This window comes from Nocardia sp. NBC_00511, from assembly GCF_045161165.1.
In the GTDB taxonomy this organism is placed as follows: domain Bacteria; phylum Actinomycetota; class Actinomycetes; order Mycobacteriales; family Mycobacteriaceae; genus Nocardia.
On the sequence record NZ_CP107849.1, the window covers coordinates 5,291,753 to 5,306,136 of the forward strand.

The 14,384-nt window shown below is 66.7% G+C and carries 11 protein-coding genes; 6 read left to right on the top strand and 5 right to left on the bottom strand.

Translation table 11 applies throughout. From position 1 onward, the window contains the following. Window positions 1-237: 237 nt before the first annotated feature. Entirely contained in the window at window positions 238-3,063 is a 2,826-nt protein-coding gene (gene secA / locus OG300_RS24855) for a preprotein translocase subunit SecA (protein WP_405485452.1), read from the bottom strand. A 485-nt stretch (window positions 3,064-3,548) separates the two neighbouring features. Here secA and OG300_RS24860 point away from each other — a divergent pair, with 485 nt between their 5' ends. From OG300_RS24860 to bluB, 6 genes are all read left to right on the top strand, one after another. Beyond that, window positions 3,549-4,970 carry a WS/DGAT/MGAT family O-acyltransferase gene (locus tag OG300_RS24860; RefSeq protein ID WP_405485453.1) on the top strand — a complete coding sequence of 474 codons (1,422 nt, stop codon included), beginning with the start codon at window positions 3,549-3,551 and terminating at the stop codon, window positions 4,968-4,970. A gap of 52 nt (window positions 4,971-5,022) precedes the next feature. Next, a complete protein-coding gene (locus OG300_RS24865) occupies window positions 5,023-5,538 on the top strand; it encodes a DUF6912 family protein (protein ID WP_405498659.1) in 516 nt (171 codons plus the stop codon). 161 nt (window positions 5,539-5,699) lie between these two features. Further along, window positions 5,700-6,860 carry a ferredoxin reductase gene (locus tag OG300_RS24870; protein WP_405485454.1) on the top strand — a complete coding sequence of 387 codons (1,161 nt, stop codon included), beginning with the start codon at window positions 5,700-5,702 and terminating at the stop codon, window positions 6,858-6,860. A gap of 133 nt (window positions 6,861-6,993) precedes the next feature. Continuing rightward, window positions 6,994-8,493: a fatty acid desaturase family protein gene (locus OG300_RS24875; protein WP_405485455.1), complete on the top strand. Its 1,500-nt coding sequence runs from the start codon at window positions 6,994-6,996 to the stop codon at window positions 8,491-8,493. A 95-nt stretch (window positions 8,494-8,588) separates the two neighbouring features. Continuing rightward, on the top strand, window positions 8,589-9,842 hold the full coding sequence (locus OG300_RS24880) for a fatty acid desaturase family protein (RefSeq protein ID WP_405485456.1): 1,254 nt from the start codon (window positions 8,589-8,591) through the stop codon (window positions 9,840-9,842). Window positions 9,843-9,916: 74 nt separating this feature from the next. Then, the gene (gene bluB, locus OG300_RS24885) at window positions 9,917-10,636 is read left to right on the top strand and encodes a 5,6-dimethylbenzimidazole synthase (RefSeq protein WP_405485457.1); all 720 of its coding nucleotides are present in this window, start codon (window positions 9,917-9,919) and stop codon (window positions 10,634-10,636) included. A gap of 26 nt (window positions 10,637-10,662) precedes the next feature. On the opposite strand, the gene OG300_RS24890 is transcribed toward bluB, so the two are convergent. The 4 genes from OG300_RS24890 to OG300_RS24905 form a co-directional block, all read right to left on the bottom strand. Continuing rightward, window positions 10,663-11,094: a hypothetical protein gene (locus OG300_RS24890; protein ID WP_405485458.1), complete on the bottom strand. Its 432-nt coding sequence runs from the start codon at window positions 11,092-11,094 to the stop codon at window positions 10,663-10,665. Between the two features lie 200 nt (window positions 11,095-11,294). Continuing rightward, complete coding sequence (locus tag OG300_RS24895; RefSeq protein ID WP_405485459.1) at window positions 11,295-12,587, bottom strand: acetyl-CoA C-acyltransferase; 1,293 nt, start codon at window positions 12,585-12,587, stop codon at window positions 11,295-11,297. Window positions 12,588-12,810: 223 nt separating this feature from the next. Next, window positions 12,811-13,485, bottom strand: coding sequence for a ribosome hibernation-promoting factor, HPF/YfiA family (hpf, locus tag OG300_RS24900; protein ID WP_405498660.1), 675 nt, complete (start codon window positions 13,483-13,485; stop codon window positions 12,811-12,813). Window positions 13,486-13,731: 246 nt separating this feature from the next. Then, a complete protein-coding gene (locus tag OG300_RS24905) occupies window positions 13,732-14,376 on the bottom strand; it encodes a ComF family protein (RefSeq protein WP_405485460.1) in 645 nt (214 codons plus the stop codon). Between the last annotated feature and the right edge of the window lie 8 nt (window positions 14,377-14,384).

Genomic DNA, 14,384 nt, shown 5'->3' on the forward strand with positions numbered 1-14,384 from the left:
CCGAAACCCATTCCACCCCAACCCTTATGACCGTTTCATGAACACACCCACCGAAATACGAACGCGTCCCGGCGATTTCACCGGGACGCGTTCGCTTGGAACTGGACAACCGATCTCGTTGCGACCGGGGTAACTCACCGGGTACCCCCGAAATCCGGTACCCGCCCGACCGAGGAACGGGTCCGGAACTTCAACGGCTCTAGCCGCCCGCTGAAGTTCCGGGGAGGCGGGACCGGCTCAGTGGCGGCGCTTCGACTTCGGCGCGCGGTCCTGCTTACCGCGGGCGGCCTCGCGGCGCTCGCGGCGGGTGCCGGAGTCGGCGTCGGGGTTGCCGTACTCGTCGGCGTCGCTGCGGACCGCGGCGTGGCCGCCCTCGTCCGGGCCCGAATAGGACAGGCCGCGCGGACCCGACTCGTCGATGCCCTTGGCGCGCAACGCCGCCGGAGCGCCGTTGCCCGCGGGCGGGGCGTCGACCACCGGCTGCGGGCGGTTGCCCACCGGGGACTGCAGACCCGCGGCCACGTTCACACCGACCGGCTGCGGCTGCTGCACCTCGACCTGCAGGTTGAACAGGAAGCCGACCGACTCCTCCTTGAGGCCCTCGAGCATCGCCGCGAACATGTCGAAGCCCTCACGCTGGTACTCGACCAGCGGGTCGCGCTGCGCCATCGCACGCAGGCCGATGCCCTCCTTGAGGTAGTCCATCTCGTAGAGGTGCTCACGCCACTTGCGGTCCAGCACGCTCAGCAGGATCTGACGCTCCAGATTGCGCATGCTGCCCTCGCCCGCCAGCGAGTCGATCTCGGTCTCACGGTTGGCGTAGGCGGTGTGCGCGTCGTCGAGGATGGCTTCCAGGAGTTCCTCGCGGTCCAGCTCGCCGATCTCGCCGTCGGCGCCCTCGCCGGTGAGCTCCTTGTAGTCGATCCCGATGGGGTACAGCGTCTTCAACGCGGTCCACAGCTTCGCGAGATCCCAGTCCTCGACGTAGCCCTCGGCGGTCGCGCCCTGCACGTAGGCGGTGATCACGTCGGTGATCATCTCCTGAACCTGGCCCTCCATATCCTCACCCTCGAGGATGCGAGCGCGCTCGGCGTAGATCACCTTGCGCTGCTGGTTCATCACCTCGTCGTACTTGAGGACGTTCTTGCGGATCTCGAAGTTCTGCTGCTCGACCTGGGTCTGCGCGGACTTGATCGCCCGCGAGACCATCTTGGCCTCGATCGGCACATCGTCGGGCAGGTTCAACCGGGTCATGATCGACTCGAGCGCCGCGCCGTTGAAGCGCCGCATCAGTTCGTCACCCAGCGACAGGTAGAAGCGGGACTCGCCCGGGTCGCCCTGACGGCCGGAACGACCGCGCAGCTGGTTGTCGATGCGCCGCGACTCGTGGCGCTCGGTGCCCAGCACGTAGAGGCCGCCCGCGTCACGCACCGCCTCGGCGTCCTCCTCGGTCTGGCTCTTGACGCGGTCCAGCGTCGGATGCCACTGCGCCTCGTACTCGTCCGGCGTCTCCACCGGATCCAGGCCCTGCCGGCGCAGCAGGATGTCGGCGATGATGTCCGGGTTGCCGCCGAGCACGATGTCGGTACCACGACCGGCCATATTGGTCGCCACCGTGACCGCGGCCGGACGGCCCGCCTCGGCGATGATCTGGGCTTCCTGCTCGTGGAACTTGGCATTGAGCACGTTGTGCGCGATGCCGCGCTTGGTCAGCAGCTTGGACAGGTACTCCGAGCGCTCGACCGAGGTGGTGCCGACCAGGACCGGCTGACCCAGCTCGTGCTTCTCCTGGATGTCGTCGGCGACCGCGGCGTACTTGGCCTCTTCGGTCTTGTAGATCAGGTCGGACTGATCGGCGCGGACCATCGGCTTGTTGGTCGGGATCGGCACCACGCCCAGGCCGTAGGTCTGGTGCAGCTCGGCAGCCTCGGTCTCGGCGGTACCGGTCATGCCCGAGAGCTTGTCGTAGAGGCGGAAGTAGTTCTGCAGCGTGATCGTGGCCAGCGTCTGGTTCTCCGGCTGGATCTCGACGCCTTCCTTGGCCTCGATCGCCTGGTGCATGCCCTCGTTGTAGCGGCGGCCCACCAGGATTCGACCCGTGAACTCGTCGACGATGATGACCTCACCGTCGCGGACGATGTAGTCCTTGTCCTTGGTGTACAGCTCTTTCGCCTTGATGGCGTTGTTCACATAGGACACCAGCGGCGAGTTCGCGGCCTCGTAGAGGTTGTCGATGCCGAGCTGATCCTCGATGAACTCGACGCCCGCCTCGTGCACGCCGATGGTGCGCTTCTTGATGTCGACCTCGTAGTGCAGGTCCTTCTTCAGCAGCGGCGAGATGCGCGCGAACTCCGCGTACCACTTCGAGGAGGCGTCGGCCGGACCCGAGATGATCAGCGGGGTGCGAGCCTCGTCGATGAGGATCGAGTCGACCTCGTCGACGATGGCGAAGTTGTGCCCGCGCTGCACCAGATCGTCCAGCGAGTGGGTCATGTTGTCGCGCAGGTAGTCGAAGCCGAACTCGTTGTTGGTGCCGTAGGTGATGTCCGCGGCGTACGCCTCGCGACGCTCGGCCGGGGTCAGACCACCGAGGATCACGCCGACCTCGAGACCGAGGAAGCGGTGCACGCGGCCCATCCACTCGGCGTCGCGCTTGGCGAGGTAGTCGTTGACGGTGACCACGTGCACGCCCTCGCCGGACAGGGCGTTGAGGTACGCGGGCAGCACACAGGTCAGGGTCTTGCCCTCACCGGTCTTCATCTCCGACACATTGCCGATGTGCAGGGCGCTGCCGCCCATGATCTGCACCTTGTAGTGCTTCTGGTTCAGCACCCGCCAGGAGGCTTCCCGCGCGGTGGCGAAGGCTTCCAGCAGCATCTCGTCGAGGCTCTCGCCGTCGGCGTAGCGCTGCTTGAACTCGGCGGTCTTGGCCTGGAGCTCGGCATCGGAGAGCGCCGTGAACTCCTCGTCGAGGGCCATGACCTCGTCCGCGAGACTCGCGAGCCGCTTGACCGTGCGACCTTCACCAATCCGTAGCAACCTTGAAAAACTCAGCGCAGGCACGGGTCTTGTAGTCCTCTGGTCGGTGTTGTCCGGTAGCCCCCACCACGGCGGGAACGCGCGCACAAGTGCGCAATCTCTTGCCATGGTAATCCGCCCCCGATCGTAGGTGCTGAACTGCAAGGGCGATGGTCGGGAGCACTGAGGAAAACCTGTGAAGGCGCGACGGCCGTCCGGCGGTGCGTGGTTGCCGGGACCGTCGCGCGCACTCCAGCGACTGTTCAGCGAATGCCATTGCGTCCGAGGCTGTTTCGATACCGCTGAAGTACCATGTAGGGGGTTCGGCGTGCGGAGGCTTCAGCCCGCATCGTCCGAGCCGGGGGCGCCGCCGTCGGCGCACGGTCTCGGGCATCGGCGCTCGGCCATTCCCCCAGGTGATCGAATTGCGATAGCTTGCCTCACAGACGGCGAATGCCTCGGTAATGCGTGCGCTTCGGCAGGGGGACAACTGCGGGGCGCAGGCATGGATTTAGGGAGTAGCGGGCAGCGTGATCACCAGACTGACGCCGCAGGACGCGTCGTTCTACCGGCTGGAATCCAGTAGCAACCCAATGCACATCGGCTCGCTCGCCATCCTGCGGAACGCCGCACCCCGGGGGAATTCGGGGCACCGGCCGCTCGACTACGACGGCCTGGTCACGCTGGTGGAATCGCGGTTGCCGCTGGTGCCGCTCTACCGGCGCAAGGTGCGCGAGATCCCGTTCGCGCTGGGGCGACCGGTGTGGGTGGACGACAGCCACTTCGACATCAGCTATCACATCCGGCGCTCCGCGCTGCCCGAGCCGGGCACCGACGAACAGCTGCTGGATCTGGTGGCGCGCTTGGCGTCTCGCCCCCTGGACCACACCCGGCCACTGTGGGAGATGTATCTGGTGGAGGGCCTGTCGGAGGGCCGCTGCGCCATCTTCACCAAGACCCATTCGTCGCTGGTGGACGGGGACGGCGCGCTCGAGATCGGGCATGTGATCCTCGACACCACCACCGCGCCGCGCGATGTGGCCGACGACGCCTGGGTCGCGCATCGCGAACCCGCCGATCTGGAACTGCTGATCGGCGCGGTGCTGCACCTGACGACCCAGCCGCGCGAGGGCCTGGAGGTGGCACGTCATCACGCGGCCGAGGCGTTCGCCATGGTCGACGCCACCGGCAAGGCGGTGCAGAAACTGGTGTCGATGGTGCGGGCGGCGACCATCGGCGCACCCGACAGCCCCCTCAACACCCGCACCTCCCGCAATCGCCGCTTCGAGGTGGTGCGCACCGATCTGGAGGACTACCGCAAGATCCGCAAGCGTTTCGACTGCTCGATCAACGACGTCATCCTCTCGGTGGTGACGGGCGCGCTGCGCAATTGGCTGCTCTCGCGCGGTCAGGTGCTCACCGAGGCCGACGCGTTGCGCGCGGTGGTGCCGATGTCGGTGTACGCGGACGGCCCCAACGGTGAGCTGAAACCGGCGGGCGAGGTGACCTCGCTGCTGCTGGATCTGCCGGTGGGCGAACCGAATCCGGTGATCCGCATGGAGCACATCAAGCACGCCACCGAGGCGCACGACCGGCATTCGCGCGGGGTGCGGGCGCGGACGCTGGTGCACATGGCCGGATTCGCTCCGGCGAGCCTGCATGCCATGAGCGTGCGATCGGCGAGTACGTTTGCGGAGCACACGTTCAATCTGGTGATCACCAACGCGCCGGGTCCGCAGCAGGCCATGTTCATCGGCGGCGCGCGGATGCTGGAGATGTACCCGGTGTCGCCGCTGCTGCGCTTTCAAGCCTTGAGCATCGGGCTCACGTCCTACGACGGGCGAGTGTTCTACGGACTCACGGCCGATCGCGACGCGATGGCGGATATCGCGGTGCTGACCGCTTCGGTGCACGAGTCGATGGAGGAGATGCTCGGTGCCTGCGTCCAGTGAGTCGTCACGGGTCTCGAAGAAGCTGCGCGTCTATGTACCGGCCACCGTGCCGATGCTGCGGGAACTGGTGGCCGATCGCGAGATTCGCGCGCTCAACGACACCGCCTTCGCGGTGACCCCGGCGCTGCGCGAGGCCTACGCCTCCGGTGACGACGAGGAACTGGCCGAGGTCGCGATGGCCGAGGCGGCGCGTGCCTCGCTGCGGCTGCTGGCCCAGGATCAGGCGGGCACCGATCTGCACGACGAACGGTCCGGCGACGAGCCGGACCCGGGTGGCAGCCCGATCTTCCGCCGCGCGGTCATCGCCGCCGACGTCGACGCCGCCACCCTGCGCCCCGATCTGGACGACGCCGTGGTCCGGCTCTCGGGTCCGATCACCTACGACCGCATCGCCTCCGTGCACCTCGACCTGGCCGAGGCCGAGGCCGAGGTGGCCAAGGCCGTCGACGTGATCGACGCCGCGGATATGGGCGACACCGACGCCGAATTCGTGCTCGGCGACGCCGAGGATCATCAGCTGGCCTGGTATGCCGCGCAGGAGCTGCCGTTCCTGCTCGAACTGCTCTGATTTTCGCCTTTCAAGATCATTCCGACCGGTCGCCCTCGAGCTGGCCCGGCCCGCTAACCTACGATGCCGTAACCTTGCTGTGACGGTCGCCCATCACAGGGGCGAACAAGCGCGACGAGGCGCTGACCAGCGTGCACGACGACAGAAAGCGTTTGGCGGATATGGCATCGAAGAGTGGCGGATTCTCCGTGCGGGGACTGCGGGAATGGCTCGAGGCCCCCGTGGCCGAGGGTGGCACCGCCGGACGGACTCCACTGGACGCCTTACGCGGCGCGGCCGCCCGGGTCACCACTCCCCTGCTGCCCGACGACTACCTGCATCTGGTGAATCCACTGTGGTCGGCGCGCGAACTGCGCGGCCGAATCGTGGAGGTGCGCAAGGAGACCGCGGACTCGGCGACGCTGGTGATCAAGCCGGGCTGGGGTTTCGACTTCAAGTTCTCCCCCGGCCAGTACATCGGAATCGGCGTGCTGGTGGACGGCCGCTGGCACTGGCGCTCGTATTCGCTGACCTGCCCGCCCAATTGGACCGGCGACGGCGGAAAGGGCAAGCGGCTCATCTCGATCGCGGTGAAGGCGATGCCGGAGGGCTTCCTGTCCAGCCACATCGTCTCCGGCGTGCCCGCCGGAACCATCGTGCGCCTGGCCGCCCCGCAGGGCGGATTCGTGCTGCCGGAGCCCGCGCCCCCGAAGGTGCTGTTCCTGACCGCCGGTTCGGGCATCACCCCGGTGATGGCCATGCTGCGCACCCTGGACCGCCGCACCGAGTTCCCCGACGCGCTGCACATCCATTCCGCCCGCACCCCCGACGACGTGATGTTCGGTGACGAGCTGCGCGAAATGCACGACCGGCACCCGGGTTTCACCGCCCACCTGCACCTGACCGGCGAGCACGGCAAGTTCGCGCTCACCGATCTGGACGAGGTGTGCCCGGACTGGCGCGAGCGCGAGACCTGGGCGTGCGGCCCGCTGCCCATGCTCGACGAGATCGAGAAGCATTGGACCGCAGCCGGTGTCGAGAAGCAGCTGCACGTGGAGCGCTTCGAGATCGAGCGCAACGCGACCGCCGAGGGCGGCACGGTGACCTTCGCCAAGACCGGCCGCAGCACCGAGGTGGACGGCGCGACGACGCTGCTGCAGGCCGGTGAGGGCGCGGGCGTGCAGATGCCGTTCGGCTGCCGCATGGGCATCTGCCAGACCTGCGTGGTGACCGTGACCGACGGTCATGTGCGTGATCTCCGCAATGGCCGCGAGCACCGCGCGGGCGACAAGATCCAGACCTGCATCTCGGCCGCGGCGGGCGACTGCACGCTGGAAGTGTGACCTGCGACCGGGTAACCCCGAAGGGGCGATCAGCAGCTACCCTCGATAGCAATCGGGCCTGACGCGGCGCCCCCTTGGAGCCGCCCATCCGCACAGCGGTTGCGAGGCAGATAAACCCACGGAAGGACCGCCGGTGGCCATCACCGACATCAAGGCGTTCGCTCATCTGACGGAAGCCGATATCGAAGCCTTGGGCCAGGAGCTCGACACGATTCGCCGCGATGTCGAGCTGTCGCTGGGCGACAAGGATGCCAAGTACATCCGTCGCAGCATCGCCGCGCAACGGATCATCGAGGCGGCCGGGCGCGCGACGCTGTTCGCGAGCAAGAAGCGCTGGGCATGGGTGACCGGCACCGCGCTGCTGTCGCTGGCGAAGATCATCGAGAACATGGAGCTCGGGCACAACATCAGCCACGGGCAATGGGATTGGATGAACGACCCGGAGATCCACTCCACCTCGTGGGAGTGGGATATGACGGGGACGTCGGGGCAGTGGAAGGCCGCGCACAACTACTCGCACCACATGTACACCAACATTCTCGACATGGATGACGATCTGGGTTTCGGCATCCTGCGCATGACGCGCGACGAGGAGTGGAAGCCGCTCAATCTGGCGCAGCCGTTCGCGAATCTGATTCTGGCCGCGCTGTTCGAGTGGGGTATCGCACTGCACGATCTGGCTGCGACCAAGGAGCAGCTCGGCGTGCCCGCGACCAAGATCTTCCCGCCGCAGCACGTATTCACCGAACCGAACAAGGCGTTCTGGCGCAAGGCCGGCAAACAGGTCGCGAAGGATTTCGTGATCTATCCGGCGCTCACCGGTCCGGCCTGGAAGTCGACGCTGAAGGCGAATGCCACCGCGAACCTGGTGCGCAATCTCTGGGCATACGCGGTGATCTTCTGCGGCCATTTCCCGGACGGCGCGGAGAAATTCACCGAGGACCAGTTCGAGAACGAGACGCAGGGCGAGTGGTACCTGCGGCAGATGCTGGGCAGCGCGAATTTCGACGCGGGCCCGGCGATGGGTTTCCTGAGCGGCAACCTGAGCTACCAGATCGAGCATCACCTGTTCCCGGACATTCCGAGCAATCGGTATCCGGAGGTGTCGGTGAAGGTGCGGGAGCTGTGCGACAAGTACGACCTGCCCTACACCACCGGTTCGCTGCTGAAGCAATACCTGTTGGCGTTCCGCACCATTCACAAGCTGGCACTGCCGGATCAGTGGCTCAAGCGCACCTCCGACGACGCGCCGGAGACCTCCTCGGAGCGCAAGTTCGCGGGGATCAGCCTGGCCTCGCTGCCGACCATCAACGGCAGTGAATGGCTGGCCGAGCACGGCGGCGAATGGTTCAACGAGCACGGGGCGAGCGAGTGGCTGGCCGAGCATCAGCCGAACTGGGGCGTGGACCCGGTGACGGGTGAACGGCGCGGGCTGCGTTCGGCGATGCAGGAGGCCAAGGTGTCGCTGAAGGAGAAGGCGGCGCACGAGAAGCAGGTGTTGCGCGAGGCCAAGGCCGCATTGCAGGAAAAGGCAAGGGCGGAAAAGGCTTTGCTGACCGAGAAAGCTCAGCGCGAAGGCTGGTTCTCGCAGCGGCGCAGGTCGATAAAGCCGAAGATTCGGCGCAATCGCTAGCAGAGTCGGATAGCTATTTCAACGCGGTATTCGACACATTGGCGATTCGATCCTCGCCAACCTACGGGACCGTAACCTACGGTACTGTAACCACCATGGCGATCTCGGATGTCAAGGAATACGCGCACCTCACCCCGGAGGATGTCGAAGCGATCGGGGCGGAGCTAGACGCCATCCGCCGTGAGGTCGAATCATCCCTGGGGCAGCAGGATGCCCGTTACATCCGCAATGTGATCCGTCTCCAGCGCGGCCTCGAAATCAGCGGCCGCACCGTGCTTTTCGCAAGTCTTTTCCCGCCGGCCTGGCTGGCCGGCGTGGCGTTGCTCGGCACCGCCAAGATCATCGAGAACATGGAGATCGGCCACAATGTGATGCACGGGCAGTGGGACTGGATGAACGATCCGGAAATCCACTCCACCAAGTGGGAATGGGACAACGCGGGCCCTTCCGAACACTGGAAGATCACGCACAATTTCCTGCATCACAAGTACACCAATGTGCTCGGCATGGACGACGACATCGGCTATGGCCTGCTGCGCGTCACCCGTGATCAGCGCTGGTCTCCGTTCTATCTCGGACAGCCGGTTTACAACCTGCTGCTGCAGATGTTCTTCGAATACGGTGTCGCCATCCAGCATCTGGAACTGGGCAAGGTCGCCAAGAAGAAGTGGGCCGCCGATTCGCCCGAGCGCCGCCAGTTCGAGGAGGACCGCAACACCGTCCTCAAGAAGATCGGCAAGCAGGCCGCCAAGGACTACCTGATCTTCCCGCTGCTCACCGGCCCGGCCTTCCTGGGCACGCTGACCGCCAACCTGGCCGCCAACGTGATGCGCAACGTGTGGACCAACGCGGTCATCTTCTGCGGTCACTTCCCCGACGGCGCCGAGAAGTTCACCCGGTCGGACTGCGAGAACGAGACGCAGGCCGAGTGGTACCTGCGCCAGATGCTGGGCAGCGCCAATATCTCCGGTGGCCCGCTGCTGCACTTCATGTCCGGCAACCTGAGCCACCAGATCGAGCACCACCTGTACCCGGACATCCCGTCCAACCACCTCAAGGACATCGCGGTGCGGGTGCGGGCGCTGTGCGAGAAGTACGACCTGCCGTACACCACCGGTTCGCTGCCGGTGCAGTACGCCAAGTCGTGGCGCACCATCATGAAGCTGTCGCTGCCCAACAAGTACCTGCGCCGCGGCACCGACGACGCCCCGGAAACCAAGTCGGAGAAGGTCTTCGGCGGTGAGACCACCATCGATCCGATGACCGGTCGCCGTCGCGGCCTGCGCACCGCCCTGGCCGAGGGCCGCCGCCGCATCACCGGCCGTGGCGAACCCGCGATGGCCGGCTGATCCCGAATCCCCGTGCACGCCCCCGCCGGAACTCCGGCGGGGGCGTTCCACGTTTTCCGCCACGAAATGGGTTGATGTACACACCGAATATCGGGCCTGGTTCACTGGACGCCGTGTGTTCCGAAGGTCCCCTCAGCTCTGCCGAAGGTCTCAGCGTCTACGACGCCATCCGCCTGCGCCGTGACGTCCGCGCCGAATTCACCGGCGAGGTGGTCGACGACGCGACCCTGCTGCGGATTCTGGAGGCCGCGCATCGCGCGCCCAGTGTCGGCAATTCCATGCCGTGGGACTTCGTGGTGCTGCGCGAGCCGGGGATGCTCGGGAAGTTCGCGGACCATGTCGCCGACAAGCGGCAGCAGTTCAACGATTCGCTGCCCGCCGACCGCGCCGAGACCTTCAATCCGATCAAGATCGAGGGGATTGTCGAGAGCGGCACCGGGATCGTGGTGACGCACAATCAGGCTCGCGGCGGCACCCATGTGCTGGGCCGGGCCACGGTCCCCGAGACCGGGATCTACTCGACCATCCTGGCCATCCAGAACCTGTGGCTGGCCGCGACCGCCGAGGGCGTGGGCGTGGGCTGGGTCAGCTTCTACGACGAGCCGTTCCTCACCGACCTGCTCGACCTGCCGCCCGGCGTGAAACCGGTGGCCTGGCTCTGTGTCGGCCCGGTGCACGAGTTCCAGCAGGTGCCGGACCTGGAACGCTTCGGCTGGCGCAATCGGCGGCCGCTGGAATCCGCGATCCACTTCGACCGGTTCACCGACCGCGCCGACGACCTCACGGCACACTAGCCATCCGGCCCGCATCGAGTCCCGCGTCAGCGCAGCGCCTCGCCCGGCCGATGCCCGATCACGGCCACATTGTCGAGGGTGACCACGGGATCCCCGGAGTCGCTCTTGCCGGTGATGGTCATGGTCCCGGTGAACACATCGCCCTGCGCGATCGGCGTCACGACCGGTCGCGCCAGCTCGACCCGCGAACCGTCGATCGTGTAGTAGTCGGTCGGCGTCCCGCTGACGAATGCGAGCGTCCACACCGCCGCGTCGGAGTACACCAGCCCGTACACCGGATACTTCTCGCCCACGTGCCGGTCCGCGTCGCGCAGCATCGGATCCAGATTCCCGCCGATCGTCTGCCCGCCCGCATCCGACCCGGTCACCGGAACCGGATGCGCCGCAGCCACTCCCGCGTTACCCGCACCGACTGCCATCAGGAGCGCCGCGGCCACCATCATCACCCGCCCGAACATGTACCGCCTCCGCCCAATTCGTTTCCCCCGGAGTACCCACTCCCACCCCGACATCTCCCCCAATTTCGACGACACGCCGATACCTCGTGAAAGCCCAGCTCACCGAACCGGATTGCCACTCGAACCGCGCATACCCCCATCGCGGGAGCCGAAACGGCCCCGCCTCTCGGTCGAGAGGCGGGGCCGTTCGGCGTTGCGGCTCAGACTCGTTCGAGCACCGCCGACGCGCCGATGCCGCCCGCGGCGCAGATGCCGAGCAGCGCGGCGGATTTGCCGGTGCGGGCCAGTTCGTTGGCCATGGTGGTGACCATGCGGGCCCCGGTCGCGCCGAAGGGGTGGCCGAGGGAGACCGAGCCGCCGTGGACGTTGAGGGTGGCGGGGTCGATCTCGCCGACGGCGGTGTCGCGGTTGAGGCGGGTCTTGGCCCAGTCGGCGCTGGCCAGGGCGGAGACCACGGACAGGGTCTGGGCGGCGAAGGCCTCGTGGATGTCGACGAAGTCGATGTCGGACAGCGACATTCCAGCCTTGTCCAGGGCCCGCGGCATGGAGATGGCGGGGCCGATGAGGACCTGGTCGCGGGGGTCGACGCTGACGAAGCTCCAGGAGCGGAAGGCGGCGAGGGGCGTGTAGCCGAGGGCGCGCGCCTTCTCCTCGCTCATCAGCAGCACCGCGGACGCGCCATCGGTGAGGGGGCTGGCATTGCCCGCGGTGACGGTGCCGCCCTTGGCGAAAACCGGTGCGAGAGTGGCGAGTTTCTGCACGCTGGTGCCCGCGCGGACCAGGCCGTCGCGGGAGACGGCCTTGCCCTCGGGGGTGGTCAGCGACAGCACCTCGTCGTCGAAGCGGCCGGATTCGATGGCGGCGGCGGCTCGATGGTGCGAGCGCGCGGCGAACTCGTCCTGCGCGGCGCGCGAAATGCCGTGGATGCGCGCCATTTTCTCGGCCGACTCACCCATCACCTCGCCGGTGGTGCGCTCCTCGATCTTGGGGCGGCGCGGCACGATGTCGGTGAACGGCGCGAGTTGCATTGCGGCCGAGAGGTAGTCCTTCGGCTTGGGCTTGCCCAGCGCCAGCGGCGCGGCCGCGTGCACGATCTTCTGCGGCAGCTTGACCTCGGCATTGCTGGTCGAGTCGCTGCCGCCGGCGATCATGATGTCGTATTCACCGCGTTCGATGGCGGCGGCGGCCGACACCACGGCCTGCAGCCCGGACGCGCAGGCGCGGGTCACGGTGTATCCCTCGCAGCCCGCGTCCAATTGCAGGTCGAGCGCGATCTCGCGCGCGATGTTGGGTGCGCCGCTGGGCAGGATGACCCCGCCCCACACGATCGCCTGGACGTCACCCTTGGGCAGTCCGGTGCGTTCGAGCAGCCCGCGCACGGCGGTGTCCGCGAGGTCGATGGAGTCCATCCGCGTGTAATCGGTGAATGCCCGCACGAACGGGGTCCGAGCCCCGGCGACGATGACGGCACGGCGAGCGCCCTTGGTAGCCATGAGGCCAGTATTAACTGATACACAACGTCACAGCAAGTGCATCGCTCCGCGCAAGGCGTGTGGAGCGCGTCTCGAACGCGACAACTGATCTCGTTGCGCCAGGGGTACCTCACCGGGTACGTCCAAAATTCGGGTCCCACCTGACCGCACCACGGATCCGCGACCCCGACGGCTCTTAGCCGTCCGCCGAAGTCGCGGAGAGGCGGAATTGTTCAGACCTTCACTACGCGAGCCGGATGAGGCCGTAGTCGAAGGCGTGGCGACGATAGACAACCGACGGTCGGTCGGTCTCCTTGTCCTGGAAAAGGAAGAAATCGTGGCCGACGAGCTCCATCTGGTAGAGGGCGTCATCGACCGTCATCGGGATCGCGGGGTGCTGCTTGTGCCGCACGACATGGCCGGGACCGGCGGAATCGTCCGTCTCGGCGTCGGTGTGATCGTGGGCGACGGATCCGTTCGAGTGGAACAGGGATTCGTCGATGAGGCCGGCCGTCGCTTCCGACACCGAGATCGGCGTCTTGTCCCCGTGATGCACCCGGCGGCGATCCTTGAGCCGGCGCAACCGGCTCTCCAGCTTCTCGACCGCGAGCTCGAGGGCCGCGTAGAAGCTGTCGGCGCACGCTTCGGACCTGACCACGGGTCCCTTGCCGCGCGCGGTGATCTCTATCCGCTGGCAGTTCTTGCGTTGACGACGGTTGCGTTCGTGGGTGAGTTCCACGTCGAAGAGGTAGATGCTGGGATCGAGGCGTTCCAAGCGGGAAAGCTTGTCCGCCACATGAATTCGGAAATGGTCGGGAACTCCACCCTCACCGAGGGTCCTTCCCTTGACCACGACTTCCGCGGTGGTGGTCCCTCTGGGGGACGAATCATCGACGGCGAATTCGTCGTCGAGCAGCACCGAGGTGTCTGCGTTCTTCGCTGAGAGTCGTGAAGTTGTCGTCACGCGTACCTCCCGGATCTGGCCGCACAAGCCGCTCGTGCGGCGGGATTGAAACGTGTGCCGAGATCGACGTGCTCGATCATGTCGAGACAGCTCGGCACATATGGTCCGAGGCGCCACCTCCAAACTTGCGGTTCGGGTGTCTGATCGCGACGCTAGTACGCCAGCGACCTGTCCGCCAGTGTTCACGCAAATTTCGAAGAATCAAGCCGCGCAGGTTACCAGCGCGGCACGAACCGTCACTCCCGCATCTCTCAGCGCACGTACCGATTCGCGCATCGTGACGCCCGTGGTCAACACGTCGTCGACCAGCACTACCTCGGCATTTGCCGGAAACAGGGCCGCGATCGGACGGGCGGTGGATACCATGATCCGCCCGCGCAGATTGTGCTGGCGGTCGCGGTGTCCCAGCCCCACCGAATCGCGCACACCGGGCCGCAGACGCAGCGTGCGTATCGATCGGCAACCCGGTAGCCAACTCGCCGCGACGTGCGCGGAACGTGCCACCGGATCGCCGCCGCGCTGCCGTGCGGCCGCCCGGCGGCTGGGCGCGGGCACCAGTATCAGCGGACGGGCGGTGTCCCGCAAATGATCCAGCCCCCTGGCCAATCCGATACCCAATGGAGACGTCAGGTCTCGGCGTCGACACTCCTTGACGGCCAGCACGGCGCGGCGCGCGGGCCCGCGATAGGGAGCCAGGGCCCAGCACGGCACGCCGGGGTCGGCCCGCGGACGGATCCGGATCGGCGGACCGGCCAGCGCCGCAGCGCATTCCGCGCACCAGTTGGTGCCCGCGCGCCCGCAGCCGCCGCAGGTGTGCGGCAGGATCAGATCCAGCAGCTCCCCCATGGCCCCAG

Coding starts and splice junctions, on each gene's coding strand:
- OG300_RS24890 (WP_405485458.1), bottom strand. CDS start 11,094: ATGTTCGGGCGGGTGATGATGGTGGCCGCGGCGCTCCTGATGGCAGTC.
- OG300_RS24895 (WP_405485459.1), bottom strand. CDS start 12,587: ATGGCTACCAAGGGCGCTCGCCGTGCCGTCATCGTCGCCGGGGCTCGG.
- OG300_RS24905 (WP_405485460.1), bottom strand. CDS start 14,376: ATGGGGGAGCTGCTGGATCTGATCCTGCCGCACACCTGCGGCGGCTGC.
- OG300_RS24880 (WP_405485456.1), top strand. CDS start 8,589: ATGGCGATCTCGGATGTCAAGGAATACGCGCACCTCACCCCGGAGGAT.
- OG300_RS24870 (WP_405485454.1), top strand. CDS start 5,700: ATGGCATCGAAGAGTGGCGGATTCTCCGTGCGGGGACTGCGGGAATGG.
- OG300_RS24865 (WP_405498659.1), top strand. CDS start 5,023: ATGCTGCGGGAACTGGTGGCCGATCGCGAGATTCGCGCGCTCAACGAC.
- bluB (WP_405485457.1), top strand. CDS start 9,917: ATGTACACACCGAATATCGGGCCTGGTTCACTGGACGCCGTGTGTTCC.